This window comes from Vibrio sp. R10-SG3-ISO3, assembly GCF_059834225.1.
In genome coordinates, this window is sequence record NZ_JCBDHE010000047.1 from 66,912 (window position 1) to 92,578 (window position 25,667).

The window sequence follows — 25,667 nt, forward strand, 5'->3', positions numbered from 1 at the left end:
ATTTTTTATTGGTTATTTTTAGAATGTTTTTAGGCGAGGGTGAATATGGTGGGTTTTGTGCTGCTTTGTTCTTATGTGGATCATGAATGAGTGGGTGCGAAATTTTACCTTTAGCTAACTGGTTGTACCTGTCAATTTCTACAAACATAACCTTTTGAACGGTGGTTTGAGCCCCTTGTTAGAGGCTATGGGATTGAGTGAGTGGGGCCGCTGTCTGAGTCGTGTGGTCATGAGTCCAACGAATGGCTTGGTCAAGCGCCATGGCTGGGCTGTAGTAATACCCTTGGATATAGTCGCAGCCATAGCCTTTCAGTGTGCGGAGCACCGATTGATCTTCTACGCCCTCAGCGACCACGGTATACCCTAAGCCGTGCGCCAAAGTGATGGCGTTGGCGACAATAGAGTCGTTGCGATCATTGGTGTCCAGTTGATACAAAAAAGAGCGGTCGATTTTGATTTGATCGACGGGCAAATCACGCAATAAAGAGAGAGAAGAGTAGCCGGTACCAAAGTCATCCAAGCTGATTTTGAACCCTAACGCCCGAATCGAAGAGAGCAGTTTCTCTGGGCTGTGCAAACGGTTGATGGCGGTGCTTTCCGTTATTTCCAGTACGATGTAATCGGTAATCGCTGGGTGTTCGTCAACCAATTCACGCAGTTGATTGACCAAACCTTGGCCCATCAAATCTTTGGCGGACAGGTTAATGTGAACAGGATAATGAATGCCACTTTGCTGAAATTGCGCAATATCCCGCGTCACTCGTTCTAGCACCCAATTGGTGATTGAAACGATTTTGTGGCTCTGCTCGGCAATTGGGATAAAGTCGACGGGGCTAATCACCGTACCGTCATCTTTTATCCAACGAATCAGGGCTTCATAACCACACACCGCCTCTTTTTTACTATTGATGATCGGTTGATAGAAAATTTGGAACTCGTTGCTTTCGAGTGCCGCATCAATCTGACGTGAGATCTGCAGCTTTTGTTTCGCCCCTTGGTACATGCGCTCATCATAATGGGCAATGAGGTTGCCGTTATTTTTCGCCCAGTACATCGCCATATCAGCGGATTTCATCAGTGCTTCGGCGCTAAGCCCATGATCGGGAAAGCGGCTAATGCCAATCGCCGCGCTGCTTGTCAGCTCAAACCCTTCGAGCAGAAAGGGTTGGCTCAACGCTTTGTTGATCTTCTTGGCCAATTTAAGCCCTTCTGTTCGATGCTCGAGCTTGGTAATCACCGCAAATTCATCACCACCGAGGCGCGCCAACATCGCATCTTGGCCCATCAAGGCACTCAATCTGTGACCGATTTGAATCAAGAGTTGATCACCACAAAAATGGCCCATGCCGTCATTGACTTGCTTGAAGTTGACAATATCGAGCAGCAGAAACTGAAAAGTGCGCCCGTTGACAATGTACTCATCTAAGGCGTCGATGCAGTATTTGCGATTGGGCAACCCGGTGAGCGAGTCATGCAGTGAGTTGTATTTCTCTTGCTCGGCTAAATCCTTTAGGCGAGAAATACTGCTTAAGCTAAAACGCGTCACCATAAAGACGAACACACTGCCGGCAAAAAGAATGCTGCTGAGTGCAAACATCACATGACCGACATCACTGTCATTAAGCAAAATAAGGAAAATGGCACTGTAGCCAGCGATAAAAAGAAAGATCAGTAATGTCAGCAACCGCCAACCAATGTAGCGAGTGTTGTTGCAGATCTCACGCGCGGTCGCAAGGCTAGCGGCGAGTAGGAGAATGCCAAGGGCAATAAAGCTTATCGCAATGGTTGACACATTTATCTCTCATCAGCGGATTAACAGCAAAGTAGGGCAGCTTCACGGGTACGCAATTGACTGAACACTGCTTTTTAAAGTGTAGGCATGTTCTCGCGGGAATACCAAACGGCGTCTCATCCGATGTTTGCAACATTTAGGGTTTACGCTTGCCTTTTGTCAGATAAGAACACTCTATAGAGCCTAAAGTCGGTGACAATTTGTATTAATTTTTAGCTAAGAAAAAATTCAGACTTTGCGGCAGATCAATAAATTTTATCTGATTTGTTTAATGTTGATAAAATTAGTTGAAAGATTAAAAAAATATTGAATAATGATTTTAAGTAGATGAAGCAGACGGCTTTCCCCACTCACGTTGAAACAGGAACTCTCCCCCATGTCTAATTCGTACGTTCTAGTGATTAACTCTGGCAGTTCTTCACTAAAATTCGCAGTGATTGATTCTGCCACTGGTGACGCAATCGTTTCCGGTTTGGGTGAATGCTTTGGAATGCCCGAAGCGACCATCAGTTGGAAGTTTAATGGCGAGAAAATAAAAGAAGCGATTGACGCGCCAGACAACCATCATCAGCATGCAATTAATCGTATTGTATTACTCATTGAGTCGCTAGGTCTGGACAAGGATTTGGTCGCTGTGGGTCACCGCATTGTTCATGGTGGTGAGAAATTCACCTCAACGGTTCGTATCGATGCTAACGTGCTGGCAGAGATCGAAAACCTTTCTGATCTTGCTCCTCTGCACAACCCTGCTGGCGCGAAAGGCATCAAAGCGGCGATGGACGCTTTCCCGGCACTGCCACAGTTTGCCGTGTTCGATACTGCTTTCCACCAAACCATGCCACAAAAAGCGTTTACAGGCGCAATTTCCAACGAACTGTACAAACAATACGGTATTCGTCGCTACGGCTTCCACGGTACGAGTCACTACTTCGTTAGCCGTGAAGCGGCAAAAATGCTGGATAAACCCGTCGAGTCGTGCAGCTTCATCACCGTTCACCTGGGTAACGGCGCGTCTGTGTGTGCCATCAAAGATGGTCAATCAGTCGATACCTCAATGGGCTTCACTCCGCTAGCGGGCCTTATGATGGGTACACGTTCCGGTGACCTAGACCCAGGTATCATCGAGTTCTTGATGAAAAAAGGTTGGACCCAAGAGCAAGTTTTTGAAACGCTGAACAAGAAATCAGGTTTCTTGGGCGTATCGGGTGTGACTTCTGACGCGCGCGGCATTCTTCAAGCTATGGAAGAGGGCCACGAAGGCGCGAAATTGGCATTCGAGGTATTCACTTACCGCGTCGCCAAATATATTGGCTCATACCTGATCCCACTCGATCGCCTAGATGCGGTCATTTTCACCGGTGGTATCGGTGAAAATGCGCTGGATATCCGCCGCGAGATCTTAAACAACCTAGGTCTACTTGGCTTTGTCGAAGATGTGAAGGGTAACGAAGACGCACGCTTTGGCAGCGCGGGTATCATTGGTAAGTCTGAGCTGCTTAACGCACTTGCCCTAGTGATTCCAACTAACGAAGAATTTGTGATCGCCCAACAGTCGGTTGAATTCCTTTAATTGCATTTAAAATCAAATAGATAGAAGCGAGCTTTGTGCTCGCTTTTTTTGTGCTCATATGTTGGATAGACCATCGCAAAGCAGCGCCTGACGGCACCTCCATTACTCGCTCTATTGACTTCTGTAGTTCATTTTGTGCCCTTAAGTCTGCAAGGTTCGTGTTGACTTGTTTTTGCCCCTGTCTGTGTTGCGAGCGTTTAGCTACTTGGTTCTCTAAAGCGTAATTTGATATACTCTTCCTTATGCCTAGATCTCCAACTAAATTTGCTAATCCACTATAAACTGCTGTGCAATATTAGACCTGCAAATATCACTAAATTATCAGCGTCATCATTTTGCCATTGCAATGTTCAATGGCAAATAATGATTTGAGGTACGGTGTGCCACTAACTGAAGTGTGTTAACCCACTATACGTCTCACCAAGTAAAAGTGCTTTTTACCGCGTTGAAGTAACCAGTACTGGTCGAACAGCGGGAAGTTCAAGTTTGGGTTTTCTGCATCAACTTTCTCGCCATTCACACTGATGGCGTTGCTGCCAATCAGTTCACGGGCAATGCGTTTTGATTTGGCTAAGCCTGACTCAACCAGAAGCTCTAACAAGTCTCGCTCAGCACTTTGCATATTGGGCAAGCCATCGAGTTCCAACTGTTTTAGCTCGCTCAAACTTAGCTGCTGCACATTGCCGCTAAATAGCGCTTGAGTGATTCGCTCTGCACTTGCTAAGCCTTCTTCACCGTGGACAAAACGCGTCATTTGCTCAGCTAGGATACGCTGTGCTTGTGGTTTGCCTTTGCTCTCTTTGTCTTGTGCTTCAATTGCAGCAATCTCATCGCAACTCAAGAAGGTATAGTAGCGCAGGAAGTGGTAAACATCGGCATCTTCCGCGGATAACCAGAATTGGTAGAAAGCGTAAGGCGAGGTCTTACTTGGATCTAACCACACTGCGCCACCTTCGGTTTTACCAAATTTAGTGCCGTCAGATTTGGTGATCAAAGGTAAGGTTAGACCGAAGACCTGCTCACCATTTTGACGGCGAGTAAGGTCAATGCCGCTAACAATGTTGCCCCATTGGTCATTGCCACCGATTTGTAGGCGGCAGCCGTACTGACGGTTTAGTTCTGCGAAGTCGTAAGATTGCAGCAGTGCGTAACTGAACTCGGTAAATGAGATGCCTTGATCTGGACGTTGTAAACGTAGCTTCACCGACTCTCGGCTGATCATGGTATTTACGGAGAAATGCTTACCTACGTCGCGGAAGAAGTCGATCACGTTAATCTTCTTCACCCAATCTGCGTTGTTTACCATGATCATTGGCTTGCTGACTTGGTTATTCATCAACTGTTGAATTTGATTCGACAGATCTTGTACCCAGCCCGTTACGGTTTCTTCTGAGTTTAAGCTTCGCTCAGTGGCTTTAAAGCTCGGGTCACCGATCATACCCGTTGCACCACCAATCAGAGCAATGGCTTGATGTCCTGCGTCTTGAAAGCGCTTGAGCATAATTAGTGGTACAAGGTGGCCAATGTGCAGGCTACCTGCGGTTGGATCGAAACCGCAGTACAAGGTTTGTGGCGTAGAAAGCAGTTGTTGAACTTGGTCTAAATCGCTCGCTTGGGCAATCAAGCCGCGAGCTTGTAAATCTTCAATCAGTGTCATCGTCTTATCTTTATCTGGTTTGGTTGTATTCAGATTAAAAGGCGATGCGGAATCGAGATATATCCCTAAAGGGACAGTTTGTTATCTTGATTGAGTGATCAGGTGGTTAAGAAACAGCTGAAAGAACTCGCTTAACGACGCCACATTCAGTTGTGCGTAGATGCGTTTACGGTGGTTCTTAACGGTGCCCTCAGCCACATCTAGCTGCGTTGCAATCTCTTTGCTGTCATAGCCTTGCGCGATCAATGCCGCGATTTCTTGTTCTCGATTAGTGAGGACGGTTTGGCCAAACGATGCCAGTGCGGATTCAATCGCGGCACGCATTTGTCCTGAATAGACGTTAGGGCTGAAGACTGGTTCGGCGAGTGTAAACTCGGTTTGTTTCCAGTGCTGTTGGCACAAAGACTGAATAATCGCGAAGTAAGATTTGAGCTTGGTGACTTGAGCCTTGGTGAAGCGCTTATCGTCCTGCATAAAACCGAAGTAGAGCATCACCCAACGTGTCGGCTCGATTTCGATCAGCATACTAAGTTCATCCTTCCAGCCCGTTTGATGGTAAAACTGCTCACAGTAGGCTTGGTAATCGAGATCGTTGCGCGCGACGTCTTTACCTACGACATCTTTGAGCGTGAAGATGCCTTGCTCTTTGTTGGCGTTAAGCTTCTGGTAAAACGGGTCGTTTTGAAAAGAGGTGGTGAGATAACGCTGGAACAAAAGCTCGCGTTCATTTTCAATCGAATCATACAAGTAGATAGGGTGTTTGCCTTCGCGGTAGCCGAGGATCACCGCGCAATCAAAACTCAATAACGAAGCAATAACGCGCATCAGTTTAGGCGTAAAGCTTGGTGAGTTAAGAGCAGAAATTGTCTCTGCAAGTTGAGTGTTGAATGCGTCGTTAGGCATGGGGATTCGCGAGTCAATAAAGATTGGGATAAGCATAACGCAACAGGCTGTTACCCCAAAGCTATCTGTATTGGATAATTGAATTTGGCCCCCTTAATGTCATTCTGAGTGTATGGTTGCAATACTTGAGGTAATCCAAAAAATTAAAGTGTGTTATGGTTCGTAACGCGTTTATGTCCAAATCCCTGTTAGTAGGTGCGATACTAATAGAAACCCAACCAACGAAGAATTTGTGATCGCCCAATAGTCGGTTGGATTGCTTTAATTGCATTTAAAATCAAATAGATAGAAGCGAGCTTTGTGCTCGCTTTTTTTGTGCTCATATGTTGGATAGACCATCGCAAAGTAGCGCATGACGGCACCTCCATTACTCGCTCTATTGGCTTCTGTAGTTCATTTTATGTCCTTAAGTCTGCAAGGTTCGTCTTGACTTGTTTTTGCCTCATTCCAATTTAGTCTCAATATTAAGACGCTAATTTCTCATAGTTATCGACTTACTTTTCCTAATCTAACTTATCTCTCAGAAGCACTGTTTAATTGGAAAATTGACATATATGAAAGATAAGATATATGATATTTCATATGTTTTATAGCATTGAATGGTTCCTATGTTTGATCCAATCCTTCTTTACAAAGCACTTTCTGAAGAAACTCGACTTAAGTCTCTGCTGTTGATGCAGAAGCAAGGCGAGTTGTGTGTCTGTGATCTCATGGAAGCGCTAAATCTCAGTCAACCCAAAGTCTCTCGGCATCTTGCCGAATTGCGCAAACACGAGCTTGTTCTGGATGAGCGACGTGGTAAGTGGGTTTACTACCAAATCAACCCCGTGTTAGCTCCTTGGGTCAAGCAAGTGCTGGAGATCACGCTTAAGCATAATTTGACATTTATCGAGTCAGAGTTGCAGTTCATCAAAGGCAAATCATGTACGAATGTTGTGAACGAATAATGCTCTATTCCGTTGGTTTATCAATTTTAAATGAAAGAGGTTTGTATGAGTAATGTCTCAAGCTGTGTCGAAACCAGCGCATCTGAAAAAATGAGTTTTCTTGATCGATACTTAACCGTATGGATTTTTCTTGCAATGGCAGTTGGTGTCGGGATTGGCGTGATATTTCCTCAAGTCGCTCAGTGGAACGAAAGCCTATCTGTTGGTTCAACCAATATCCCACTTGCTATTGGCCTCATCTTAATGATGTACCCGCCATTGGCGAAAGTGAACTATAGCCTTTTAGGTGAGGTAACTCGTGATAAACGCGCGATAACGCTTTCTTTAGTGATGAACTGGCTCGTGGGACCGATTTTGATGTTCATCTTGGCCATCATTTTCTTACGTGATCAACCTGGCTATATGGTGGGACTTATTCTGATTGGCCTTGCTCGATGCATCGCAATGGTGTTGGTTTGGAATGACATCAGCGGCGGAAACAAAGAGTACGGAGCAACCTTAGTTGCCTTAAATAGCGCGTTTCAGATTGTCACGTACAGTTTTATGGCATGGCTGTTTATTACTGTTTTACCCCCTTACTTTGGTCTTGAAAGTTTCGTTGTTGACATCACTATCTGGGATATTGCACAAAGCGTCTTAATTTATTTAGGCATCCCTTTCTTAGCAGGGTTCCTAAGCCGTAAGCTATTGGTCTCAGCAAAAGGTGAACAGTGGTATAACGAAGTCTTCATCCCTCGTATTTCGCCAATTACCCTGATTGCGCTTTTGGCAACCATCGTTTTGATGTTTAGCCTGAAAGGTGAAATGATCATTGAGTTACCGATGGATGTATTCCGTATTGCAGTACCACTTATCATCTATTTTATGGTGATGTTTTTTGTGAGCTTTTACATTGGGAAGCGTATGGGTATTCCTTACGACCAAAATGCATCCATCGCCTTTACTTCATCTGGTAACAACTTCGAGCTAGCTATCGCCGTATCAATCGCTGTATTTGGATTAAACTCTGACCAAGCATTTGCGGGTGTGATTGGACCTTTGGTAGAGGTGCCTGTCTTAATCGCGTTGGTTAACGTCGCCTTGAGAATGAAGCGTAAATATTATGCCTAAGAGCAGTATTTCGAAACAAACTTCAGCAGTGCCATGTCTCATTGAGACATGGCATCTTTCCGAGTCCGAGCTTTACTACTGGTTGCTTAAGCAAACAGGTGATCCTGAGCTGAGCTTTGATTTACTACAAGATACCTTCTTGAAGGCGTTAAAGCAGAAGCAAGCGTTTTGCGATATTCAAAACCAAAGAGCGTGGCTATATCGGGTAGCGCGGAATATGCTCATTGATAAGCAACGTAAGGCGAATCAAGAACAAGTTCAGGATCTGAGAGATAATGAGCCGATATGGGAAAAACATGAACTTCCCGCCGTCGATAGCCTTGCGCAATGTCTACCTAAAGCGCTATCAAAACTGACTGCGTCTGAAAGCGAAATTATCAAACAGTGTGACCTACAAGGTCTTACTCAAGAGCAGTTTTCCGAGCAAAATGGACTCACTTTAGTGGCAACCAAATCACGTATTCAGCGTGCTAGACAAAAACTCAAACACGTTTTGCAAACGCAATGTCATATACGTTTCGACGAACAACAGCGTGTTTGTTGCTTTTTTCGAGAATAGATCGTTTCTTGAATCTAATTAAGTATCAGAGCACCCCTGTAAAATAAATATTCATAAAATTCTTTGCATCCTTTCGGCACCGACTTCGTCTTAGTCACAAAAGAAATAAATAACGAGGTTGAAGGAGCCGATATGTTTGAAGTCTTTACCCATCTTGCTGATTGGATGACCTACCAGTTATTTGCTATGCAGCAAGGTACTAAGCTGGCAGATACTATTCATTTTTTTATAGAAGACACTAGTAAAATCATGGCGTTGCTGGTCGTCATGATTTATGTCATTGCTTTGTTCCGCGCTTCTTTAAATGTTGAAAAAGTACGACACTATCTTGCGGGAAAGCGCCGTCTTTTTGGCTATGTGACGGGGAGTGTTTTCGGGGCGATCACCCCATTCTGCTCATGTTCAAGCATTCCCGTTTTTCTTGGCTTTACCTCCGCAGGTATCCCACTTGGGATCACCATGGCATTTTTGATTACCTCGCCATTGATCAATGAAATCGCAGTATTGCTTCTGTTTAGCCTACTTGGGTGGAAATTCACCATCATGTACGTCCTGATTGGAATGCTTATCGGGATGTTGAGTGGCTGGTTGCTGGATCTGATAGGAGCAGAGCGTTGGTTACAGCCATTTGCAGCAAAAGCCATGCAGAAAGCCCAAGCCCAACAGCATACTCAGGGAAATCTGAACGTTAGTAACGAAGAGTCTGCAATCACGCTTTTGTATCGACATCAGTTCGCCAAACAAGAAATGGTTGAAATCATCGGTCGGGTTTGGAAATGGGTGTTTATTGGCGTGGGTATAGGTGCAGGCTTACATGGTTTTGTACCTGATGGCTGGATAGAAGCCCACTTAGGCGCAGGTCAGTGGTGGTCGGTTCCAGCTTCAGTCTTAATTGGTATCCCTTTGTATTCCAATGCCACGGGGGTGATTCCTATCATGGAGAGTTTACTGAGAAATGGTCTTCCCATTGGTACGACATTAGCGTTTTGTATGAGCACTGTCGCTGCAAGTGTCCCTGAATTTGTCATGCTAAAACAAGTGATGCAATGGCGCTTACTGGGACTTCTTTTTAGTCTACTGCTGACAGCATTTACTGTTATGGGGTGGATATTTAACTTACTGTTCTGGCAATTTTAGGAGATAAACATGAAAGCATTTAAAGTACTAGGGTCAGGTTGTGCCAACTGCGTTAATACCGCGAAACTGATTGAGAAAGTTGCGGCAGAGCAAGGCGTTGATGTTTCGGTTGAAAAAGTAACCGACCTTGAAACGATCATGAATTATGGCGTGATGTCTACACCAGGCGTTGTCATGGATGAAGAAGTGGTTCACGCAGGTGGGATCCCAAGCTCCGAGAGCGTGATTAATTGGTTATCTCGTTAACACAATATGAATGATAAAAGCCTTCCGTAAGGAAGGCTTTAGAAACAGGCGATAGATAATTGGTAGCTACTGATAGAACCATTAAACTTTCGTGACTCTCATAAAGTGCACTTTTAAGCGCCATTCACCATAAACTGTACATCTGTGGCTATGTCACTGATATGATCGCCAGCTCGCTCTAGCCCTTTCGCAATGAACAACAGTTCAACCAGTTGTTGAGATGAAGTGTTTTGCTGGTTAAAGCCCTGAATGAGTAGTGTGTATACATCTCGATAATAGGCATCGAGCGTATCATCGCCTTCCCAGACAACATTCGCCTGAGTGGCATTTTTAGTATTGTATGCCTCAATGACACTACGCAGCATTGTCACTAGGTGTAAATGCATCTGGTGGAATATCTCATTAAGTTCATCAGGAATAACTTGCTTGAATTGACTCGATTTTACCGCCATCGATTTTGCATAATCACCGACACGTTCTAACCTGGGTGCGATGCGCATTGATGAGAGAATAAAGCGCAGGTCATCGGCTACGGCATGTTGACGAGCTAATACTCTGGCTCCATGTTGCTCGATGTTACTCAAGCACTGGTTGGCGATACGGTCTTGAGCAACAATGTTATCGGCTAGCTCAGTATTAGGTTTATCAAAGACATCAATCGCTTGCTCGAACTCTTTTAACACAATGCTGGCGAGTTCATTGAGTTCGGTTTTTATCTGTTCTAAGTCACGATCAAATTTCTTTAGTGTATGATTTTCCATTTTATCTTCCTAACCAAAACGGCCTGTGATGTAGTCGCGAGTCTTCTCTTTTGCTGGTGACGTAAACAAGGTATCTGTTGGCGCAAATTCGACCATTTCGCCCATATGCATGTAAGCGGTATAGTGAGAGATACGCGCTGCTTGTTGCATGTTGTGCGTTACCATGACTACCGTAGTCTCTTTGTGCAAGTCGCTCAGTAGGTCTTCAATCTTGGCTGTTGCGATCGGATCTAATGCCGATGTCGGCTCATCCAGTAGCAACAAATCTGGCTTTGGCGCTAATGCTCGCGCGATACAAAGGCGTTGTTGTTGCCCTCCAGATAACCCATAGGCAGAGGTGTGAAGTCTGTCTTTGACTTCATCCCAAATCGCTGCACCTCGTAGCGACTCTTCTGCACGAGCATCAAGCTCGGCTTTGTTACTGACACCGCGAATACGCAGCCCAGCCACCACATTTTCATAAATGCTTTTCGGGAAAGGGTTGGGCTTTTGGAACACCATGCCGACCGTTAAACGGACTAAGCCAGGATCCATATCAATCAGATTGTGAGCACCAGGATGCAACAGGATTTCTCCTTCATAGCGATTGCCTGGATAGAGGTCATGCATTCGGTTAAAGCTGCGCAACAGTGTACTCTTGCCGCAGCCAGATGGGCCAATCAATGCGGTGATCTTTTTATCCGCAATCGGTAAATTGACATTGTGCAAAGCATGAACCTTACCGCCGTACCAGAAATTGAGGTTTTTGACTTCTGCACGAAGCGTCTCTTTCACTGAGGAAGCAGCCGATATCGTTGAGCTGCGTTTCACGTTGTCTTGCTCGGTTGCCGCTGATTGGCTAGAGAAAGTTGAAATGGTTTGTGTCGTCATTGTTTGGTTCTCTCTTACTTCAGGTTACGACGCAGTCGGTATCGGATATAAATGGCAATACCATTCATCAATATTGTCATCGCCATAAGCACAACACCTGTCGCAGCAGCGTTAATGTGGAACTCCGCTTGGGGGCGGGACACCCAGTTAAATAGCTGGATAGGCATCAAAGTGAACGGGCTGGACAACCACTCAAAATTGATAAATGGGAACTCACTTTGGAAAGGTGAACTGGGCAAAAAGGCAATAAAGGTTAGCGCACCAATGGTAATAACAGGTGCAGCTTCACCAATAGCACGAGCCAATCCAACTATCGTGCCAGTTAAAATACCAGGTCTTGCAGCGGGCAATATGTACATGCGCACAGTTTGCCATTGGTCAGCTCCCAGACCATAAGCGGCTTCACGTAGCTCTTGAGGAATGCTGCGAATCGATTCTCGTGTCGATACGATGATGACAGGAAGGATCAGTAGCGCGAGGACTAAGCCCGCCGTAATGATGCTTTCCCCTAAACCAAAACCATAAATAAACAAGCCCAAAGCAAGTAAGCCATAGATAATGGAAGGCACGCCCGCTAGGTTACTGACGTTGATTTCAATGATATTAGTCAGCCAGTTCTTTGGCGCATACTCTTCAAGATACAACCCTGCGGCGACCCCAAAGGGGATGGCGATACAAGCCGTCACCAACATCACAAGACTGGTGCCAACCCATGCAGATAAAATACCCGCACGCTCTGGGTGTCGTGAAGGGAAGTTGGTATAAAAGTCAGCGTCAAAAAGACGAGGAAAACCAGAATAAATCAGCTCGGCAAAAACACTGACCAGCAGTGACATCGCAGTAAGTAGGATAATGATCCCAATCGTTGCTACGGTGAGATCGGCTTGTTTATTTTTACGGACGATTTGGTCGAGAGTTAAAGTGGTGTTCTGCATTAGTAAACCTCTCTGAATCGACGGCGTAGGTAGAAACCGAGGATGTTAAAAATCAGAGTGATGATGAAAAGTACTAAGCCTGCGGCAAAGACAGACTGATAGGCAATCGTGCCATGAGGTAAATCTCCCATCGCCATCTGTACGATGAATGATGTGATGGTGGCAGCACCTTCGGTTGGGTCAAAACCAAATCGTGGGTTTTGACCCGCTGCAATCGCTACAACCATAGTTTCACCAACCGCACGTGACATACCTAGAATACAAGCGGCAGTAATGCCAGATAAGGCAGCAGGTATCACGATATGTGTTGCAACACGAAAGCGAGAATAGCCCAATGCATAGCCTGCCTCTCTTAAGTGCATAGGCACAGAGCGCATCGCATCCTCACTCACGGAGGCCGTATACGGTAGGATCATTATCCCCATCACAATACCTGGCGCTAACAAGTTAAAACCTGACAGGCTTGGAATGAAAGTTTGCAGTAGCGGCGTAACAAAAAGTAGCGCAAAGAAGCCATAAACAACCGTTGGTACGCCTTCTAAAAGCTCCAAGAAAGGTTTAACCACTTCTCGTACTCGGTTGCTGGCGTACTCACTCAGATAAATGGCAAGGCCAATCCCCGCAGGAATGGCGACACCAAGAGCAATACCTGCCACGGTGAGTGTTGCTGAGACTAACGTCATCACACCAAAGTGCGCATTAGCAAACATCGGTGTCCACTGAGTGTCAGTGAGAAAATCGAGAATTGATACATGCTGAAAAAAGGGTAATGATTCTGAAACCAGCACGTACACAATACCCATAGTGACAAAAATGGAAGCCAGAGCTGCTGCCATAAGAAGGTAACGACTCACCACATTCCAAAATGCACGTCGCTTTAAAAAGGCTTCAGAGACCAAGAGGCTTGAAGAACTGGATTGAGTAGTATTCATATTCATTGCCTGCGTAAAGAGAACAAGGAGGGCAGCAAAGCTTCCCTCCATGAATCAATACAATAATGACTTACTTAGGAGTACGAGCTAACAGCTCTTCAATACCGACACCGACTTCGGCTCCGTGGAAAACAGAACCCGTACGACGTTGCTTAAAGTTTTGTTGCGCTAACTGGTAGGCTTTGTCAGGCAGTGGGACATAGCCAACTTCTTTTACCAGCTCAGGAGCATGTGAAGTATCCATATAGAAGTCTACGAAACGCTCAACGTGCGCTTTTTCATCGGCTGATTTTTTATTCACGTAGATGAAAATTGGACGAGAGAGTGGTTGGTAAGTTGCATTCTTCGCATTTTCAACACTTGGCGCTACAGGTTGACTCCCTTTCCAACTAATTGGTGCGGCTTTTAGTTTGTCTTTGTTTTCTTCATAGTAAGCCAAACCAAAGAAACCCAGTGCATCAACGTCATTAGAGACCCCTTGTACGATGATGTTGTCGTCTTCGCTGGCGGTGAAATCGCCACGGCTAGACTTGCCTTCAACAATCGCTTCAAGGAAGTAATCATAAGTACCAGAGTCCGTACCAGGACCAAAAAGTTTAAGTGGTCGATCAGGGAAAGCAGGATTCATTTGCTTCCATGTCATAACCTTACCTTGAGCCGCTGGTTCCCAAGCCTTTTTCAGATCTTCGACGTTCAGGTGTTTAACCCAATCATTTTTCGGGTTGATAACCACAGTCAGCGCATCAAGTGCTGCTGGTAGTTCGATAAACTCAATGCCGTTTTCAGCACACAGCTTGCGCTCAGAATCCTTAATTGGTCGAGAGGCATTCGAAATGTCCGTTTCACCGCGACAGAACTTTTTAAAACCACCGCCAGTACCAGAAATACCAACGGTGACCATGGTTTTACCTTTCTCTGCAATCTGAAACTCTTCAGCCATCGCCTCAGTAATAGGGAAAACTGTACTAGAGCCATCAATTTTAACCAGATCACGTGCGAATGCGCCTTGACTAGCTGCGAGTAACGTCGCGCCAACTAAGGCTGCTGACAAAGTATGTTTCATGACTTATCTCCATGTTTTGCGTCATTGATAACTTCGATGGTTACGTTACTACTCATTTGTGACACTTTTGTGTCTGTTTATTTAAATATACATTCATCCATATGTACGAACATAAAAATATGCTGTATGTTTTTACAACTGTGGAATCTTACTTATTGATGAGAATGCCAGAATGGATAAGAGAACTGTACATTTCATTAGCTACCCAACCTCCGATCTGGCTTGTATTGCTGCGCAGCTTCTTTTTAGTCGTTCTAGTGATCGATATCACATCAGCTATGAAAGGTTGCCCAACGAAGAAGACTGCGGCGATACGCTGGATTGCTTTGGATATTTTGGTTATCTCTTTTTAGATGCCTCGGATGAGATAGAGCCTGGCTATGACTATGTCATTGACATCAACTACGCGATGCATCGAGTTGGACGGCGTAGAGAGGCATATCAAAAAAACCTTTATTGGGAAGTGACTTGTAATCAAAATGCAATGGAAGAACTACAGAATCACATTAGCTATTTCTCCTCTCGTTGCGATGTCATCCTGTAACGTTCCTGCATTTTTTGTTGACAGACCTTATATATAAAATAATATATACGCATATACATATACCGCAGGACTGAGCATGTTACCTCACCAGTTTTTTAAATTAATTTCAGATGAAACGCGGGTTCGTTGCTTGTTGATGATTGCCCGTGAAGAAAAGGTCTGTGTCGGGGAACTGACAGAAGCCCTTAACGAAAGCCAGCCTAAAATTTCTCGCCACCTTGCATTGCTACGTTCAAGTGGTGTGGTGGTTGATACCCGTCAGGGGCAATGGGTTTTTTACCGCTTATCGGATCAGCTTCCTGGTTGGATGAGAAAACAGATCCAAGGGCTAGTTGACTCTAACTGCCTAAAAGCAGAATACCAGCAAGATATTCAACGCTTATCCGAGATGAAATCTCGTCCAGAATGTTGTGTTTAAAGGAAAATAAGATGTCTATCAAAGTAGGAATTAATGGATTCGGTCGTATTGGACGTTTAGCGCTGAGAGCGTCGTTTGATTGGCCTGAAATCGAGTTCGTTCAGATTAACGATGTGGCAGGTGATGCGGCAACCTTAGCTCACCTGCTTGAGTTTGACTCAGTGCAAGGTCGCTGGCACCACGAAGTGGCGAGTGAAGGTAACGCCATCATCATCAACGGTAAAAGCATTGCTACCTCACAAGAGAAAGCCATCGATGCGGTAGATTGGTCAGGTTGTGACGTGGTGATTGAAGCAACGGGTAAGCACCGTAAATCTGAGTACTTAAATCTGTATCTGGCACAAGGTGTTAAACGTGTGGTGGTTTCCGCCCCAGTAAAAGAGGATGGGATTGCTAACATTGTTGTTGGTGTTAACGACCACATTTTTGACCCAGAAAAACACCAGATTGTGACCGCTGCCTCTTGTACCACAAACTGCATTGCACCTGTGGTGAAAGTGATTCATGAGAAGCTCGGTATTGAGCAGTCGTCATTTACAACGATCCACGACCTCACTAACACCCAAACTATTCTCGATGCTCCGCATAAAGACCTGCGCCGTGCGCGTGCTTGTGGTATGAGTTTGATCCCAACAACTACAGGTTCTGCGAAAGCGATTATCGAAATTTTCCCTGAACTTAAAGGAAAAATTGATGGTCATGCAGTGCGCGTGCCGTTAGCTAACGCCTCTTTAACCGACATTATTTTTGATGTTAAGCGTGACACTACGGCTGAAGAGGTTAACGACTTACTTAAAGAAGCGTCGCAGAATGAACTGAAAGGCATACTTGGTTTCGAAGAACGCCCTCTTGTCTCTATTGATTACAAAGGGGACCAACGTTCAACGATTGTCGATGCGCTTTCAACTATGGTGGTTGGCAAGCGTATGGTTAAAATCTATGCGTGGTATGACAACGAAATGGGTTACGCAACACGTACCGCAGAACTTGTTCGTAAAGTCGGCCTAGCATAAGGAAGCAAACAAATGACACATCCTACGTGGGAACTGCCTGTTGAAGACAATAACGCAGCGTTAGTACTAACTCCTTGCCCTGGCACTAAAGAAGCGTCGCTAAGTGACAGTATTGATCAACTCAAATCTCAAGGTGTAACTGTCGTTGTTACAGCACTGAGCACTCATGAGATGCAAGAAAAAGGCGTTGGCGATCTGCCTAATATTGTCGAAAAAGCAGGTTTGCAATGGTTTCACACACCGATAGAAGATGACTGTGCTCCAGGTGAAGATTTTCAGGCTCGCTGGAAACATATATCCCCTTCGCTACACAAAGCTATAGAACATGGCGAAAAGATAGCGATGCATTGCATGGGGGGATCGGGACGGACAGGTTTGCTTGCTGCCCATCTTTTGCTAGAGAAAGGTTGGGAGCTGCAAGAAATCATCACCCATGTCCAGTCGTTAAGACCTGGCGCATTTACCAAAGATGTACAAGTTGAGTACATCCACCAATTTGGTAACCAGTAAAAGCCTTAAAGAGCTGCCTAAGGCGGCTCTTTTTTTTAAAGAGAGTAAATATGTTGTCGAAGCTCAACCAAAATGTCCGCCAGTACATGTTGGTCACATTTAACTATTGGAACTTCACCGTTACCGATGGCGCACTACGTATGTTGGTGGTGCTCTATTTTTATGACTTGGGGTATTCAACCTTAGAGATCGCCTCCCTGTTTCTTTTTTATGAATTCTTTGGCGTTGTCACTAACCTTATCGGTGGCTGGCTAGGTGCTCGTCTTGGTTTGAACCGAACGATGAATATTGGCTTGGGAATGCAAATCATCGCTCTTTCAATGCTGGCCGTTCCTGCAAGTTGGCTCTCAATTCCATGGGTCATGGCTGCACAAGCCTTGTCAGGTATTGCCAAAGATCTAAACAAGATGAGCGCGAAAAGCTCCATCAAAACCTTGGTGCCAGAGAATGCACAAGGAGCATTGTATAAGTGGATTGCCATACTTACAGGCTCTAAAAACGCGCTAAAAGGTGCAGGATTTTTCTTAGGTGGTGCGTTGTTATCGATGATTGGCTTCCAATATGCGGTAGCTGCGATGGCGGGTGTTCTTTTACTGGTCTTTATCGGCAGTGTGATTAGCCTTAAATCCGATCTTGGCAAAGCGAAAAATAAACCTAAGTTCTCTGAAATTTTTTCCAAATCGAGCAGCGTGAACATTCTATCTGCTGCTCGTATGTTTTTGTTCGGTGCGCGTGACGTTTGGTTTGTGATTGCACTGCCTATTTATTTGGGATCTGTATTTGGATGGGATCATAGCGCCGTAGGTGGATTCTTGGCTATTTGGGTTATCGGTTACGGTATCATTCAAGGGATTGCACCAAAGATCACAGGCAGTAAATCGGGGCATGCGCCTGATGGTAAAGCCGCGATAGTGTGGGCGCTGATATTGTCTGTTGTGACTGGCGTGATTGCTTATAGTATTCAGCAACAATGGCACCCAGAAGTGGTGATTGTCGTTGGACTGATGATCTTTGGCGCTGTGTTTGCGGTTAACTCATCTTTACACTCGTACCTAATAGTCAGCTATGCCAAGGGCGATGGTGTTTCTCTGGATGTCGGTTTCTACTACATGGCAAACGCAATGGGACGTTTGATAGGGACGGTTTTATCTGGATGGGTGTTCCAAATGTGGGGCTTCTCAGCCTGTCTGTGGGTATCCTTTGCCTTCTTAGCATTAACGACCATTATTTCGTTTTGGTTGCCGACAGGTGAAAATCAAAAACTGGCTCAGCAATAAATAAAACTAAGCAGATTTGTTCACCAATGCCAGCTACGATTGCTGGCATTATTTTTTAGCCTCAAGTCATCGAATAAGCGAGAGCTATAAAAAACGTTAATGAAGTAGTATCAGTTCGTTACGTATACACTTATCTACATTGATTTCAGATCGAGCACATGCTGTTTTATTTCTTCAGAATCGAGGTTTTGAAAATCGATGTTTGCAAGAGCTTCAATTCTTCGTTTTAGAGAGGAGTATACTTTATCGCACTGCTTGTTAAATTCGGAGACTGAAGCTTCATCATTAGGCAATGGCTCAAGATCCCAAGCAACACGAATACCAGCAGATAACCAGTTTGGGCAAGTTTCATTGTGCATTGTGTCACACACAGTAATTATTAGATCTGGATGGAAGCTCAGCCTTTCTTCCCATGACGTGCTGTGAAACTCAGAGGCATCAAAACCAAGCATATCAAGGTATTGTGCAATACGAGGATTGATCTGACCCTTAGGATGGCTACCGCCACTTGCGATTTGGAAATTTTCAGGCAGGTATTTTTTTGCAATTGCTTCAGCCAAAATGCTTCTGCTTGCATTATGTTTGCACACAAATAATATTTTCATCAATTGCCCTGCAGATGTTTAGGATTACTAAATTCGACATTTATCATGCTTTCATTACAGTTTGTTGACGGTTGAAAATAGGCATGAGCTAACTCATGGAAATACGCCGAGAAAGCGAGTCGTCTGCACTATCAATATTGCACAATAAATTTTTCCATACCTTAGTAAACCATATAAAACATTTCTGTCCAAATCCCTGTTAGTAGGTGCGATACTAATAGAAACCAAACCAACGAAGAATTTGTGATTGCCCAGCAGTCGGTTGAGTTGCTTTAATTTCATTTAAAATCAAATAGATAGAGGCGAGCTTTGTGCTCGCTTTTTTGTTATCATATGTTGGATAGACCATCGCAAAGCAGCGCATGACGGTACCTCCATTACTCGCTCTATTGACTTCTGTAGTTCATTTTGTGCCCTTAAGTCTGCAAGGTTTGTGTTGACTTGTTTCTGCCCCTTTTCGTGTTAGCACGGAAACTGTCCTGCTACCAGACTTGTGTTTCAATAGTGCCTTGTAGTATCGAAAACACTTACCACAAACTTTAGAGATTTATGTACTATACCACCTACTGGAAGCTTGATGGTGTTGACCACTACACTTCTCACTTAATGGTGATTGGGCAGTGCGTGATGATGTTGCTTCATGGGCCCGCATGAACTATCAAGGCAAAGAGAAAAACAACATCACTAGTGATAGCACAAGAACGTTGGCACCTTCTATTACTTACGTAGATCTCGGTGTGAACTGGCGTGTAACTAAGAATGTGAAGTTAATGGCAGCGGTTTATAACTTGTTCGATGAGCAAACCACAGAGGAAGAGTTTGGCTACATTGAAGATGGCCGACGCTACTGGTTAGCGGCTGAAGCGACTTTCTAATCTACTCACTTTTTTAAGCGAATAATAAAACAATGAATACGAAAATTAAGTCTGCGATGACCTCTCTGCTACTTATGCCCTTTGTCTGTTTGGCTGGGGAGTTCAATGTAGAGAAGGATATCTTGTTCAAAACTGTAGGTGAGAGAGAGATTAAACTCGATCTTTATACTCCTTCGGTTGAATCAAATACTCAGTACCCGTTATTAGTCTGGGTACATGGTGGTGCATGGAAACGTGGGAGCAAAGACGCCATCCCAGAAAAGAACCCATTATTACTTCAGTCTGTGTTGAATGAAGGTTATGCGCTAGCTTCAGTTGATTATCGCTTAAGTGGAGAAGCGATCTTCCCTCAACCAGTACAAGACATTAATGATGCACTGAACTATTTGTACGACAATGCTGAAAAGCTCGGTATTAAAGCGGACAATGTTGTGATCATGGGACGTTCTGCTGGCGGGCACCTCGCTGGCTTTATTGGTGCGACTAACTCGGCATACAACCAAGTAGATTTCTATGAGCCACCAAAGTACAAGGTCTCAGCCGTAGTAAGCTTTTTTGGCCCTACCGATTTACTTGCGTTAAGTAATAAAGGTGGCAAGAAAACCAGCAAAAAATCGTCTGTATCTCGTTTCTTAGGAGATATTCCAAACAATATTCCAAAGCTTGCCAAGAAAGCATCAACGACGAGTTATGTGAATGAAAATACTCCACCATATATACAGTTACACGGCACCTTGGATAAGCGAGTGCCTCTATCTCAAAGTGAGATACTTAAGGCTAAGCTTGATGAGTATGGAGTTACCAACCAACTTTTCATTGAAGAAGGTGTAGGACACAGTGCACCTGTCTTTGATACCGAGAAGTACGTTACTCATGTTTTGGACTTCTTAAATAAACACTTTCCGAACTAACAGCTCTCTAGTCAATATAAGGCTTAAAAGTTCAAGGGGGAATACTGAGCCAACTGTGATTACAGTTGGCTTTTTCATGTATCTCTATTGGGCATTTTATCATTCTGATTAATGGGAGCGGCTGGCTCATTTTCAGGCAGTGGTTGAATCGCAGTAAGGTTGAGTTTAGATAGTGGTAGTTTGGTGATTAGTATGAAGCATCAGAGTTACTCACTTTGATTGCGGATGCAGCGCCTTCAGTCAAAGTGGGTAACTGTCTTCTTTTGAAATTGAAGTATCAGATCTAGTCAGAACCAATACACACTAAGGGCGTTCACCAACGTACAAACGTCTCTCGATATCTTTAATCACACTAGGGAGGTCTGCGATCGTATCGATGAGGTAGTGCGGCGAGCTCTTGAGCAATTTTGCTCGCGCTTTTTCACGAGCAGCATTAAGCGTTGCTTCGTCCGCGGCTTGGTATTCTTCAAACGTTAGACCTGCTTCGTTACCAGAAAGCAGCAAGCCAACGGTCCACATACCGGCGTTGTGACCTTCGTCGATACCCGGTGCTGCGTCATCCACTTTGATACACGCATTAACGTCAGTAACATTAAGCTCAATCACGTTCTTCAGTGCCATAAATGGTGCAGGGCGACCACCTTGCGGTAGGTCATCCGTTGCTACTACGTAATCTGGCTTGTAGCCGTAATCCGCTGCCACTGGAATTAGCACGTCCATCACTTCGCGAGGGTAACCAGAACAAGAACCGATCTTGATGCCTTTGTCTTTCAGACCGTTCACAACTTCAATCGCATTAAGGATTGGGTCTGCATGGTCAGCCACTTTTGCTTTTTGCAGAGGCATAAATGCTGCGTAGATAGCGTCGATGTCTTCGCTGGTCATTGAGCGACCAAACTTCTCATTCCAACGCTTATCAACCGCAGGAATACGACCCACAGCTTGGATGTGATCCCACTTACCAAGACCCATTGGTTCGCGCGCTTCTTCAAGGTCGATTTCAAAATCAAAGCCTTGTTTGAATGCTTCCACAAAGATGCTGGTTGGCGCAAAAGAGCCGAAATCGACGATAGTGCCAGCCCAGTCAAAGATCACTGCTTGAATTGGTGAGTTGCTCATGTTCAATCCTTTTTTTTGCTTGCCAGAGCGCTTGCCTACACGTCGGAACTGCGCTCTGAATCAATTGGTTTTGAGGTTAGAAGTAGTTAAAGTCTTTGCACACTTTGGCGATGGCTTCTTCGAAGATCGCCAACGCTTCTGTCAGTTGTTCGCGAGTGATGATCAGCGGTGGGCTGAGTTGAATCACATTGCCTTGCGATACCTTGAAGCTCAAGCCATTGTTGAGGCATTGGTAAAGCACAGCTTCCGCTTCGTCATACGCGCGTGCTTTGCTTTCGTGGTCGGTGACCAGCTCAATGCCCCACAACATGCCGATGCCACGCACATCACCAATCACTGGGTACTTGGCTTTCATCTCTAGCAGCTTTTCACGCATGAACTGGCTGTCGGCTTTGGCTTTATTTAGCAAGCCGTCTTGTTCAATGGCTTCCATGGTTGCCAGTGCTGCAGCACAACCGATAGGGCTTTTCTCATGAGTGTAATGACCCATGGAGATTTGCTCGGCGGTGTTGTATTTGTCTTTGGTTACCATGGCTGCGATAGGCACTAAGCCTCCGCCCAAACCTTTACCGATGCAGAGCATATCTGGCTCGATGTCGTAGGCTTGGTAGGTAAACCATTCACCGCTGCGACCCATGCCGTTAGGGATGTCGTCGATGATCAGCATGACATTGTGTTTGTCACAGATTTCACGGATGCGTTTCCAGTAGGCTTTACTTGGCACTTGAACATCCGTGTTTCGAACCGCTTCTGCGATAAACGCGCCCACGCCGCCTTCTTTCTCAATCACGTATTCAAGGTAGTCGGCGTAATGCACGTCGCTGCCGTCCGCAACTGGGAAAGCACCACGGTATGACACCGCTGGTGGAATGCGCTCAACACCTGCCATTAATGGACCCATGCCTTGGCGGAAACACGCTTCGCCACCTACTGAGATGGCATCCAATGATGCGCCGTGGAAGGAGTCCCACAGAGAGACCACCTTGTAGTTGCCCGTGATGTGGCGCGCTAGTTTAAGTGCCATGCCAACCGCAGATGTGCCACCCGGAGCAAACAACACGCGGTTCAATTCGCCGCCACAGATTTGGGTGAGTTTTTCGGCACATTCAATCGCGGTCTCGTTGGTAAAACGACGTGGTGAAAACGGCAGTTTGGCAATTTGCTCTTGCACGCGTTTAATCACATGCGGATGGCCGTAGCCCAGTTGATGGACGTTATTGCCATGGAAATCCATGTACTTTTTGCCGATAGCATCTTCGATGTAGATGCCTTCTGCTGCTTCCAATGTATCTAAGCAAGGCGTTGACATGGCTTGATGAAGAAAGACTTCCGAATCACGCTTCAATAATGCTTGCGTGCGTTCGTCGTCCATCGATGCATTCCAAGCTTGGCGCGCTGGTGTTGTGTTGACATCGCCTTCACTACGAAAATGAGTCGATTTGATATTCTGAGTCATAACGCTCTCTCAATCAGAAGGCTGATTTACGCAACTTGCCAGTACATTGCTTTTTCAATCGCACCGATTAAGCGCTCGATATCTTCTGGGTAAACTTCGCCAATGTTGCCGATACGGAAGCAATCTGCGTTCGATACCTTACCCGGATAAATCACAAAACCTTGCTCTTTCAGACGCGTGTAGAACGCTTTGAACTGGTAATCACTGTGCGTCGGAGAGTAGAAAGAAGTGATTATTGGCGAGTGAAGGTCATCACTCAGCAGTGGCTCAAACCCCAGAGAACGCATACCTGCAACCAGTGTTTTCTGGTTAGTTTGGTAGCGGTTATGACGAGCCTCAATGCCGCCTTCTTGTTCCAGTTCTAGCAATGCTTGGTAGAAAGCGCGAACCGTGTGAGTTGGAGACGTGAAACGCCATTTGCCGTGGTTCACTTCCATACAATGCCACTGGTCGTAAAGATCAAGGCTCAAAGAACGTGCCTGACCTTGGCACTTTTCTAGCTCAGTTTGTTTCGCAATCACAAAGCCAAAACCCGGTACGCCTTGAATACATTTGTTTGCAGAGCTGATCATAAAATCGATGCCTAGCTCTGCGATATCGATAGGAATGCCACCAAAGCTCGACATGGCATCGAGAATCACGACTTTACCGTGTGCTTTTGCCGCAGAAGCAAATGCCTCAATTGGATTCAGCATGCCAGTGGTTGTCTCACAGTGAACAATCGCCACGTGTGTGATCGCAGGATCCGATGCCAATGCAGTTTCCACCTCGTTCAAGTGTGGCTGTGATGTTTCGCCTGGGGAAACTACATGGCATGGAATATTTAGGTAATCAGCGATCTGAGCGATACGCGCACCGTAAGCACCGTTGTCGACAACCAACAATTTTCCATCTTTGCCAATGGCACTGCCAATCGTTGCTTCTACTGATGCGGTGCCGCTACCTTGCATTAGTACGCTGGTGTAGCCGTCTTGCTCCGTCGCCAGTTTTACAAGCTTAGTGCGGATCACTTCTACAATGTCTTTGTTGTATTCATCATCCCAAGTACACCAGTCTTTAAGCATGGCTTCACGTACCGTTTCAGAAGTAGATAGAGGACCTGGAGTCAGTAGTAGGTATTCGTTTTTCATCTCGATTTCCATCAGAATAGGCTAATTGGTCTACACCAAGTTTTGAGTTCACTCTAGCGAGGAAGAAAAGGGCAGTAAATAGGCAAATATCCAATTTCATAAAACTTTAATATCCAGAAAATGGCGGAACAATTGAACGATTATTCATCGCAAATTTTCGTAAAACTGCCATTTAATGGTCATGAATTCGTCACAAAGGCTCAGTAGGGTGGTTATTGTCAACTGGTACAGACCAAATGAAAACTTAGCCAAATTAACTGGAGAAAATGATGAAAAACCGTTTGATGAAAGGATCGCTAGCTGCACTTGTCTCTCTGCTAGCTACGAATGCAATGGCAGCACAGGAAGTCACGGTTTACACCGCTTTCGAAACTGACATTCTTGCTAAATACAAGTCTGCGTTTGAGAAAGATAACCCAGATATCAAGATTAAGTGGGTTCGCGATTCCACCGGTATCATGACGGCGAAATTGCTGGCAGAAAAGAACAACCCTCAAGCGGAAGTGGTTTGGGGTCTGGCTGGCTCGTCAATGGCACTGCTTAAAGATGAAGGTCTTCTTAAGCCTTACACACCAAAAGGTTTGGAAGAGCTCCACGCGAACCTAAACGACCCTCAATCAAACCAAGCTTGGTTTGGTAACGATGCGTTCTTTAACGCAGTTTGTTTCAACGAAGCGGTAGCGAAACAACTTAACCTGCCTAAGCCAACGTCTTGGGAAGACCTAACAAAGCCGGTTTACAAAGGTCACATTGCAATGCCGAACCCAGCTTCTTCTGGCACTGGCTACATGCAGGTTTCTGCTTGGCTACAAAACATGGGTGAAGATCAGGCATGGAACTACATGCGTGACTTAGACAAGAATATTGCACACTACACGCACTCTGGCTCTAAGCCATGTGTTCAAGCGGGTATGGGTGAAGTGGCTATCGGTATTTCGATGGCGAGCCGCGGCGCGAAGCTAAAAACACAAGGCGCACCACTAGCGGTTATCACACCAAAAGGCATCGGCTGGGAATCAGAAGCCGTTGGTCTAGTAAAAGAGTCTGATGCAGCGAAGCGCGTTGTCGACTGGTCAATCTCTAAAGTAGCAAACGAGCTTTACGTAGAAATGTACCCAGTGGTTGCACATAAAGAAGTTAAAGCGACTGTGTCTAACTTCCCTAATGTTCAAGAGAACATGGCGAAGATGGACTTCGCGCAAATGGGCAGCAAGCGTGCAGAAATCCTAGCAGCATGGTCTGAGAAGTTTGACGCGAAATCAGAGCCAAAATCGTAGCCATTTATCTATTTGCCCTCTTACCAATAAAGGAAGACATTATCTTCCTT

26 protein-coding genes are annotated in these 25,667 nt (G+C 45.2%); 14 read left to right on the forward strand and 12 right to left on the reverse strand.

Annotated features, from left to right (window positions below; translation table 11 throughout):
* Positions 1–178: 178 nt before the first annotated feature.
* Positions 179–1,792 carry a putative bifunctional diguanylate cyclase/phosphodiesterase gene (locus AC6R1A_RS14270; protein ID WP_500633634.1) on the reverse strand — a complete coding sequence of 538 codons (1,614 nt, stop codon included), beginning with the start codon at positions 1,790–1,792 and terminating at the stop codon, positions 179–181.
* A 376-nt stretch (positions 1,793–2,168) separates the two neighbouring features.
* On the opposite strand from AC6R1A_RS14270, the gene AC6R1A_RS14275 reads away from it, so the two are divergent.
* Positions 2,169–3,362, forward strand: a complete 1,194-nt coding sequence (locus tag AC6R1A_RS14275) for an acetate/propionate family kinase (protein ID WP_500633635.1) — start codon at positions 2,169–2,171, stop codon at positions 3,360–3,362.
* 400 nt (positions 3,363–3,762) lie between these two features.
* Here the strand turns inward: AC6R1A_RS14275 and tyrS are convergent, their stop codons facing one another.
* Both tyrS and AC6R1A_RS14285 read right to left on the reverse strand, forming a co-directional pair.
* Positions 3,763–5,019, reverse strand: a complete 1,257-nt coding sequence (gene tyrS, locus AC6R1A_RS14280) for a tyrosine--tRNA ligase (RefSeq protein ID WP_500633636.1) — start codon at positions 5,017–5,019, stop codon at positions 3,763–3,765.
* A gap of 81 nt (positions 5,020–5,100) precedes the next feature.
* Complete coding sequence (locus AC6R1A_RS14285; protein ID WP_500633637.1) at positions 5,101–5,922, reverse strand: LuxR C-terminal-related transcriptional regulator; 822 nt, start codon at positions 5,920–5,922, stop codon at positions 5,101–5,103.
* Positions 5,923–6,530: 608 nt separating this feature from the next.
* On the opposite strand from AC6R1A_RS14285, the gene AC6R1A_RS14290 reads away from it, so the two are divergent.
* The 5 genes from AC6R1A_RS14290 to AC6R1A_RS14310 all read left to right on the forward strand — a co-directional run bounded on the left by AC6R1A_RS14290 (position 6,531) and on the right by AC6R1A_RS14310 (position 9,921).
* Positions 6,531–6,869, forward strand: coding sequence for a metalloregulator ArsR/SmtB family transcription factor (locus AC6R1A_RS14290; RefSeq protein WP_285357904.1), 339 nt, complete (start codon positions 6,531–6,533; stop codon positions 6,867–6,869).
* A 45-nt stretch (positions 6,870–6,914) separates the two neighbouring features.
* On the forward strand, positions 6,915–7,979 hold the full coding sequence (arsB, locus tag AC6R1A_RS14295; protein ID WP_500633638.1) for an ACR3 family arsenite efflux transporter: 1,065 nt from the start codon (positions 6,915–6,917) through the stop codon (positions 7,977–7,979).
* The gene (locus AC6R1A_RS14300; protein WP_500629547.1) at positions 7,972–8,538 is read left to right on the forward strand and encodes a sigma-70 family RNA polymerase sigma factor; all 567 of its coding nucleotides are present in this window, start codon (positions 7,972–7,974) and stop codon (positions 8,536–8,538) included. Before arsB ends, AC6R1A_RS14300 begins: the two co-directional genes overlap by 8 nt.
* 132 nt (positions 8,539–8,670) lie before the next feature.
* A complete protein-coding gene (locus AC6R1A_RS14305; protein ID WP_500629546.1) occupies positions 8,671–9,675 on the forward strand; it encodes a permease in 1,005 nt (334 codons plus the stop codon).
* Between the two features lie 9 nt (positions 9,676–9,684).
* Positions 9,685–9,921: a thioredoxin family protein gene (locus AC6R1A_RS14310; protein WP_161441081.1), complete on the forward strand. Its 237-nt coding sequence runs from the start codon at positions 9,685–9,687 to the stop codon at positions 9,919–9,921.
* Positions 9,922–10,034: 113 nt separating this feature from the next.
* On the opposite strand, the gene phoU is transcribed toward AC6R1A_RS14310, so the two are convergent.
* The 5 genes from phoU to AC6R1A_RS14335 all read right to left on the reverse strand — a co-directional run bounded on the left by phoU (position 10,035) and on the right by AC6R1A_RS14335 (position 14,482).
* Positions 10,035–10,682 carry a phosphate signaling complex protein PhoU gene (gene phoU, locus AC6R1A_RS14315; RefSeq protein ID WP_263837494.1) on the reverse strand — a complete coding sequence of 216 codons (648 nt, stop codon included), beginning with the start codon at positions 10,680–10,682 and terminating at the stop codon, positions 10,035–10,037.
* A gap of 9 nt (positions 10,683–10,691) precedes the next feature.
* Positions 10,692–11,552: a phosphate ABC transporter ATP-binding protein PstB gene (gene pstB, locus AC6R1A_RS14320; protein WP_500629545.1), complete on the reverse strand. Its 861-nt coding sequence runs from the start codon at positions 11,550–11,552 to the stop codon at positions 10,692–10,694.
* Between the two features lie 14 nt (positions 11,553–11,566).
* Entirely contained in the window at positions 11,567–12,487 is a 921-nt protein-coding gene (gene pstA, locus AC6R1A_RS14325) for a phosphate ABC transporter permease PstA (RefSeq protein WP_500626703.1), read from the reverse strand.
* Positions 12,487–13,419, reverse strand: coding sequence for a phosphate ABC transporter permease subunit PstC (gene pstC, locus AC6R1A_RS14330; protein WP_500629544.1), 933 nt, complete (start codon positions 13,417–13,419; stop codon positions 12,487–12,489). Before pstC ends, pstA begins: the two co-directional genes overlap by 1 nt.
* A 70-nt stretch (positions 13,420–13,489) precedes the next feature.
* The gene (locus AC6R1A_RS14335; protein WP_500629543.1) at positions 13,490–14,482 is read right to left on the reverse strand and encodes a PstS family phosphate ABC transporter substrate-binding protein; all 993 of its coding nucleotides are present in this window, start codon (positions 14,480–14,482) and stop codon (positions 13,490–13,492) included.
* Positions 14,483–14,654: 172 nt separating this feature from the next.
* Here AC6R1A_RS14335 and AC6R1A_RS14340 point away from each other — a divergent pair, with 172 nt between their 5' ends.
* The 5 genes from AC6R1A_RS14340 to arsJ all read left to right on the forward strand — a co-directional run bounded on the left by AC6R1A_RS14340 (position 14,655) and on the right by arsJ (position 18,244).
* Positions 14,655–15,026, forward strand: coding sequence for a hypothetical protein (locus AC6R1A_RS14340; protein ID WP_500626701.1), 372 nt, complete (start codon positions 14,655–14,657; stop codon positions 15,024–15,026).
* Between the two features lie 76 nt (positions 15,027–15,102).
* Complete coding sequence (locus tag AC6R1A_RS14345; protein WP_500626700.1) at positions 15,103–15,444, forward strand: metalloregulator ArsR/SmtB family transcription factor; 342 nt, start codon at positions 15,103–15,105, stop codon at positions 15,442–15,444.
* 11 nt (positions 15,445–15,455) lie between these two features.
* A complete protein-coding gene (locus AC6R1A_RS14350) occupies positions 15,456–16,457 on the forward strand; it encodes an ArsJ-associated glyceraldehyde-3-phosphate dehydrogenase (protein WP_500630740.1) in 1,002 nt (333 codons plus the stop codon).
* A 12-nt stretch (positions 16,458–16,469) separates the two neighbouring features.
* Positions 16,470–16,967, forward strand: a complete 498-nt coding sequence (locus AC6R1A_RS14355) for a cyclin-dependent kinase inhibitor 3 family protein (protein WP_500633639.1) — start codon at positions 16,470–16,472, stop codon at positions 16,965–16,967.
* Positions 16,968–17,017: 50 nt separating this feature from the next.
* Complete coding sequence (gene arsJ / locus AC6R1A_RS14360) at positions 17,018–18,244, forward strand: organoarsenical effux MFS transporter ArsJ (protein ID WP_500633640.1); 1,227 nt, start codon at positions 17,018–17,020, stop codon at positions 18,242–18,244.
* Positions 18,245–18,378: 134 nt separating this feature from the next.
* Here arsJ and AC6R1A_RS14365 read toward each other — a convergent pair whose 3' ends face one another.
* A complete protein-coding gene (locus AC6R1A_RS14365; protein ID WP_500629539.1) occupies positions 18,379–18,849 on the reverse strand; it encodes an arsenate reductase/protein-tyrosine-phosphatase family protein in 471 nt (156 codons plus the stop codon).
* 620 nt (positions 18,850–19,469) lie between these two features.
* Between AC6R1A_RS14365 and AC6R1A_RS14370 the strand changes: the two genes are divergently transcribed.
* Both AC6R1A_RS14370 and AC6R1A_RS14375 read left to right on the forward strand, forming a co-directional pair.
* Complete coding sequence (locus AC6R1A_RS14370) at positions 19,470–19,724, forward strand: hypothetical protein (protein ID WP_500633641.1); 255 nt, start codon at positions 19,470–19,472, stop codon at positions 19,722–19,724.
* Positions 19,725–19,756: 32 nt separating this feature from the next.
* Positions 19,757–20,635, forward strand: coding sequence for an alpha/beta hydrolase fold domain-containing protein (locus AC6R1A_RS14375; RefSeq protein WP_500633642.1), 879 nt, complete (start codon positions 19,757–19,759; stop codon positions 20,633–20,635).
* A gap of 303 nt (positions 20,636–20,938) precedes the next feature.
* Here AC6R1A_RS14375 and phnX read toward each other — a convergent pair whose 3' ends face one another.
* From phnX to phnW, 3 genes are all read right to left on the reverse strand, one after another.
* Positions 20,939–21,754, reverse strand: coding sequence for a phosphonoacetaldehyde hydrolase (gene phnX, locus AC6R1A_RS14380; RefSeq protein ID WP_500626696.1), 816 nt, complete (start codon positions 21,752–21,754; stop codon positions 20,939–20,941).
* A 76-nt stretch (positions 21,755–21,830) separates the two neighbouring features.
* Positions 21,831–23,210 (reverse strand): aspartate aminotransferase family protein, encoded by a 1,380-nt coding sequence (locus AC6R1A_RS14385; RefSeq protein WP_500633643.1) that lies wholly within the window; start codon positions 23,208–23,210, stop codon positions 21,831–21,833.
* A 26-nt stretch (positions 23,211–23,236) separates the two neighbouring features.
* Positions 23,237–24,340, reverse strand: a complete 1,104-nt coding sequence (phnW, locus tag AC6R1A_RS14390) for a 2-aminoethylphosphonate--pyruvate transaminase (protein WP_500633644.1) — start codon at positions 24,338–24,340, stop codon at positions 23,237–23,239.
* Positions 24,341–24,606: 266 nt separating this feature from the next.
* Here phnW and AC6R1A_RS14395 point away from each other — a divergent pair, with 266 nt between their 5' ends.
* On the forward strand, positions 24,607–25,617 hold the full coding sequence (locus AC6R1A_RS14395) for a putative 2-aminoethylphosphonate ABC transporter substrate-binding protein (RefSeq protein ID WP_138955325.1): 1,011 nt from the start codon (positions 24,607–24,609) through the stop codon (positions 25,615–25,617).
* Positions 25,618–25,667: the final 50 nt, after the last annotated feature.

Bases quoted from the DNA above. Each gene is read 5' to 3' on its own strand.
- AC6R1A_RS14275 (WP_500633635.1), top strand. From the start codon at position 2,169: ATGTCTAATTCGTACGTTCTAGTGATTAACTCTGGCAGTTCTTCACTA.
- tyrS (WP_500633636.1), bottom strand. From the start codon at position 5,019: ATGACACTGATTGAAGATTTACAAGCTCGCGGCTTGATTGCCCAAGCG.
- AC6R1A_RS14285 (WP_500633637.1), bottom strand. From the start codon at position 5,922: ATGCCTAACGACGCATTCAACACTCAACTTGCAGAGACAATTTCTGCT.
- AC6R1A_RS14290 (WP_285357904.1), top strand. From the start codon at position 6,531: ATGTTTGATCCAATCCTTCTTTACAAAGCACTTTCTGAAGAAACTCGA.
- arsB (WP_500633638.1), top strand. From the start codon at position 6,915: ATGAGTAATGTCTCAAGCTGTGTCGAAACCAGCGCATCTGAAAAAATG.
- AC6R1A_RS14300 (WP_500629547.1), top strand. From the start codon at position 7,972: ATGCCTAAGAGCAGTATTTCGAAACAAACTTCAGCAGTGCCATGTCTC.
- AC6R1A_RS14305 (WP_500629546.1), top strand. From the start codon at position 8,671: ATGTTTGAAGTCTTTACCCATCTTGCTGATTGGATGACCTACCAGTTA.
- AC6R1A_RS14310 (WP_161441081.1), top strand. From the start codon at position 9,685: ATGAAAGCATTTAAAGTACTAGGGTCAGGTTGTGCCAACTGCGTTAAT.
- phoU (WP_263837494.1), bottom strand. From the start codon at position 10,682: ATGGAAAATCATACACTAAAGAAATTTGATCGTGACTTAGAACAGATA.
- pstB (WP_500629545.1), bottom strand. From the start codon at position 11,552: ATGACGACACAAACCATTTCAACTTTCTCTAGCCAATCAGCGGCAACC.
- pstA (WP_500626703.1), bottom strand. From the start codon at position 12,487: ATGCAGAACACCACTTTAACTCTCGACCAAATCGTCCGTAAAAATAAA.
- pstC (WP_500629544.1), bottom strand. From the start codon at position 13,419: ATGAATACTACTCAATCCAGTTCTTCAAGCCTCTTGGTCTCTGAAGCC.
- AC6R1A_RS14335 (WP_500629543.1), bottom strand. From the start codon at position 14,482: ATGAAACATACTTTGTCAGCAGCCTTAGTTGGCGCGACGTTACTCGCA.
- AC6R1A_RS14340 (WP_500626701.1), top strand. From the start codon at position 14,655: ATGGATAAGAGAACTGTACATTTCATTAGCTACCCAACCTCCGATCTG.
- AC6R1A_RS14345 (WP_500626700.1), top strand. From the start codon at position 15,103: ATGTTACCTCACCAGTTTTTTAAATTAATTTCAGATGAAACGCGGGTT.
- AC6R1A_RS14350 (WP_500630740.1), top strand. From the start codon at position 15,456: ATGTCTATCAAAGTAGGAATTAATGGATTCGGTCGTATTGGACGTTTA.
- AC6R1A_RS14355 (WP_500633639.1), top strand. From the start codon at position 16,470: ATGACACATCCTACGTGGGAACTGCCTGTTGAAGACAATAACGCAGCG.
- arsJ (WP_500633640.1), top strand. From the start codon at position 17,018: ATGTTGTCGAAGCTCAACCAAAATGTCCGCCAGTACATGTTGGTCACA.
- AC6R1A_RS14365 (WP_500629539.1), bottom strand. From the start codon at position 18,849: ATGAAAATATTATTTGTGTGCAAACATAATGCAAGCAGAAGCATTTTG.
- AC6R1A_RS14375 (WP_500633642.1), top strand. From the start codon at position 19,757: ATGAATACGAAAATTAAGTCTGCGATGACCTCTCTGCTACTTATGCCC.
- phnX (WP_500626696.1), bottom strand. From the start codon at position 21,754: ATGAGCAACTCACCAATTCAAGCAGTGATCTTTGACTGGGCTGGCACT.
- AC6R1A_RS14385 (WP_500633643.1), bottom strand. From the start codon at position 23,210: ATGACTCAGAATATCAAATCGACTCATTTTCGTAGTGAAGGCGATGTC.
- phnW (WP_500633644.1), bottom strand. From the start codon at position 24,340: ATGAAAAACGAATACCTACTACTGACTCCAGGTCCTCTATCTACTTCT.
- AC6R1A_RS14395 (WP_138955325.1), top strand. From the start codon at position 24,607: ATGATGAAAAACCGTTTGATGAAAGGATCGCTAGCTGCACTTGTCTCT.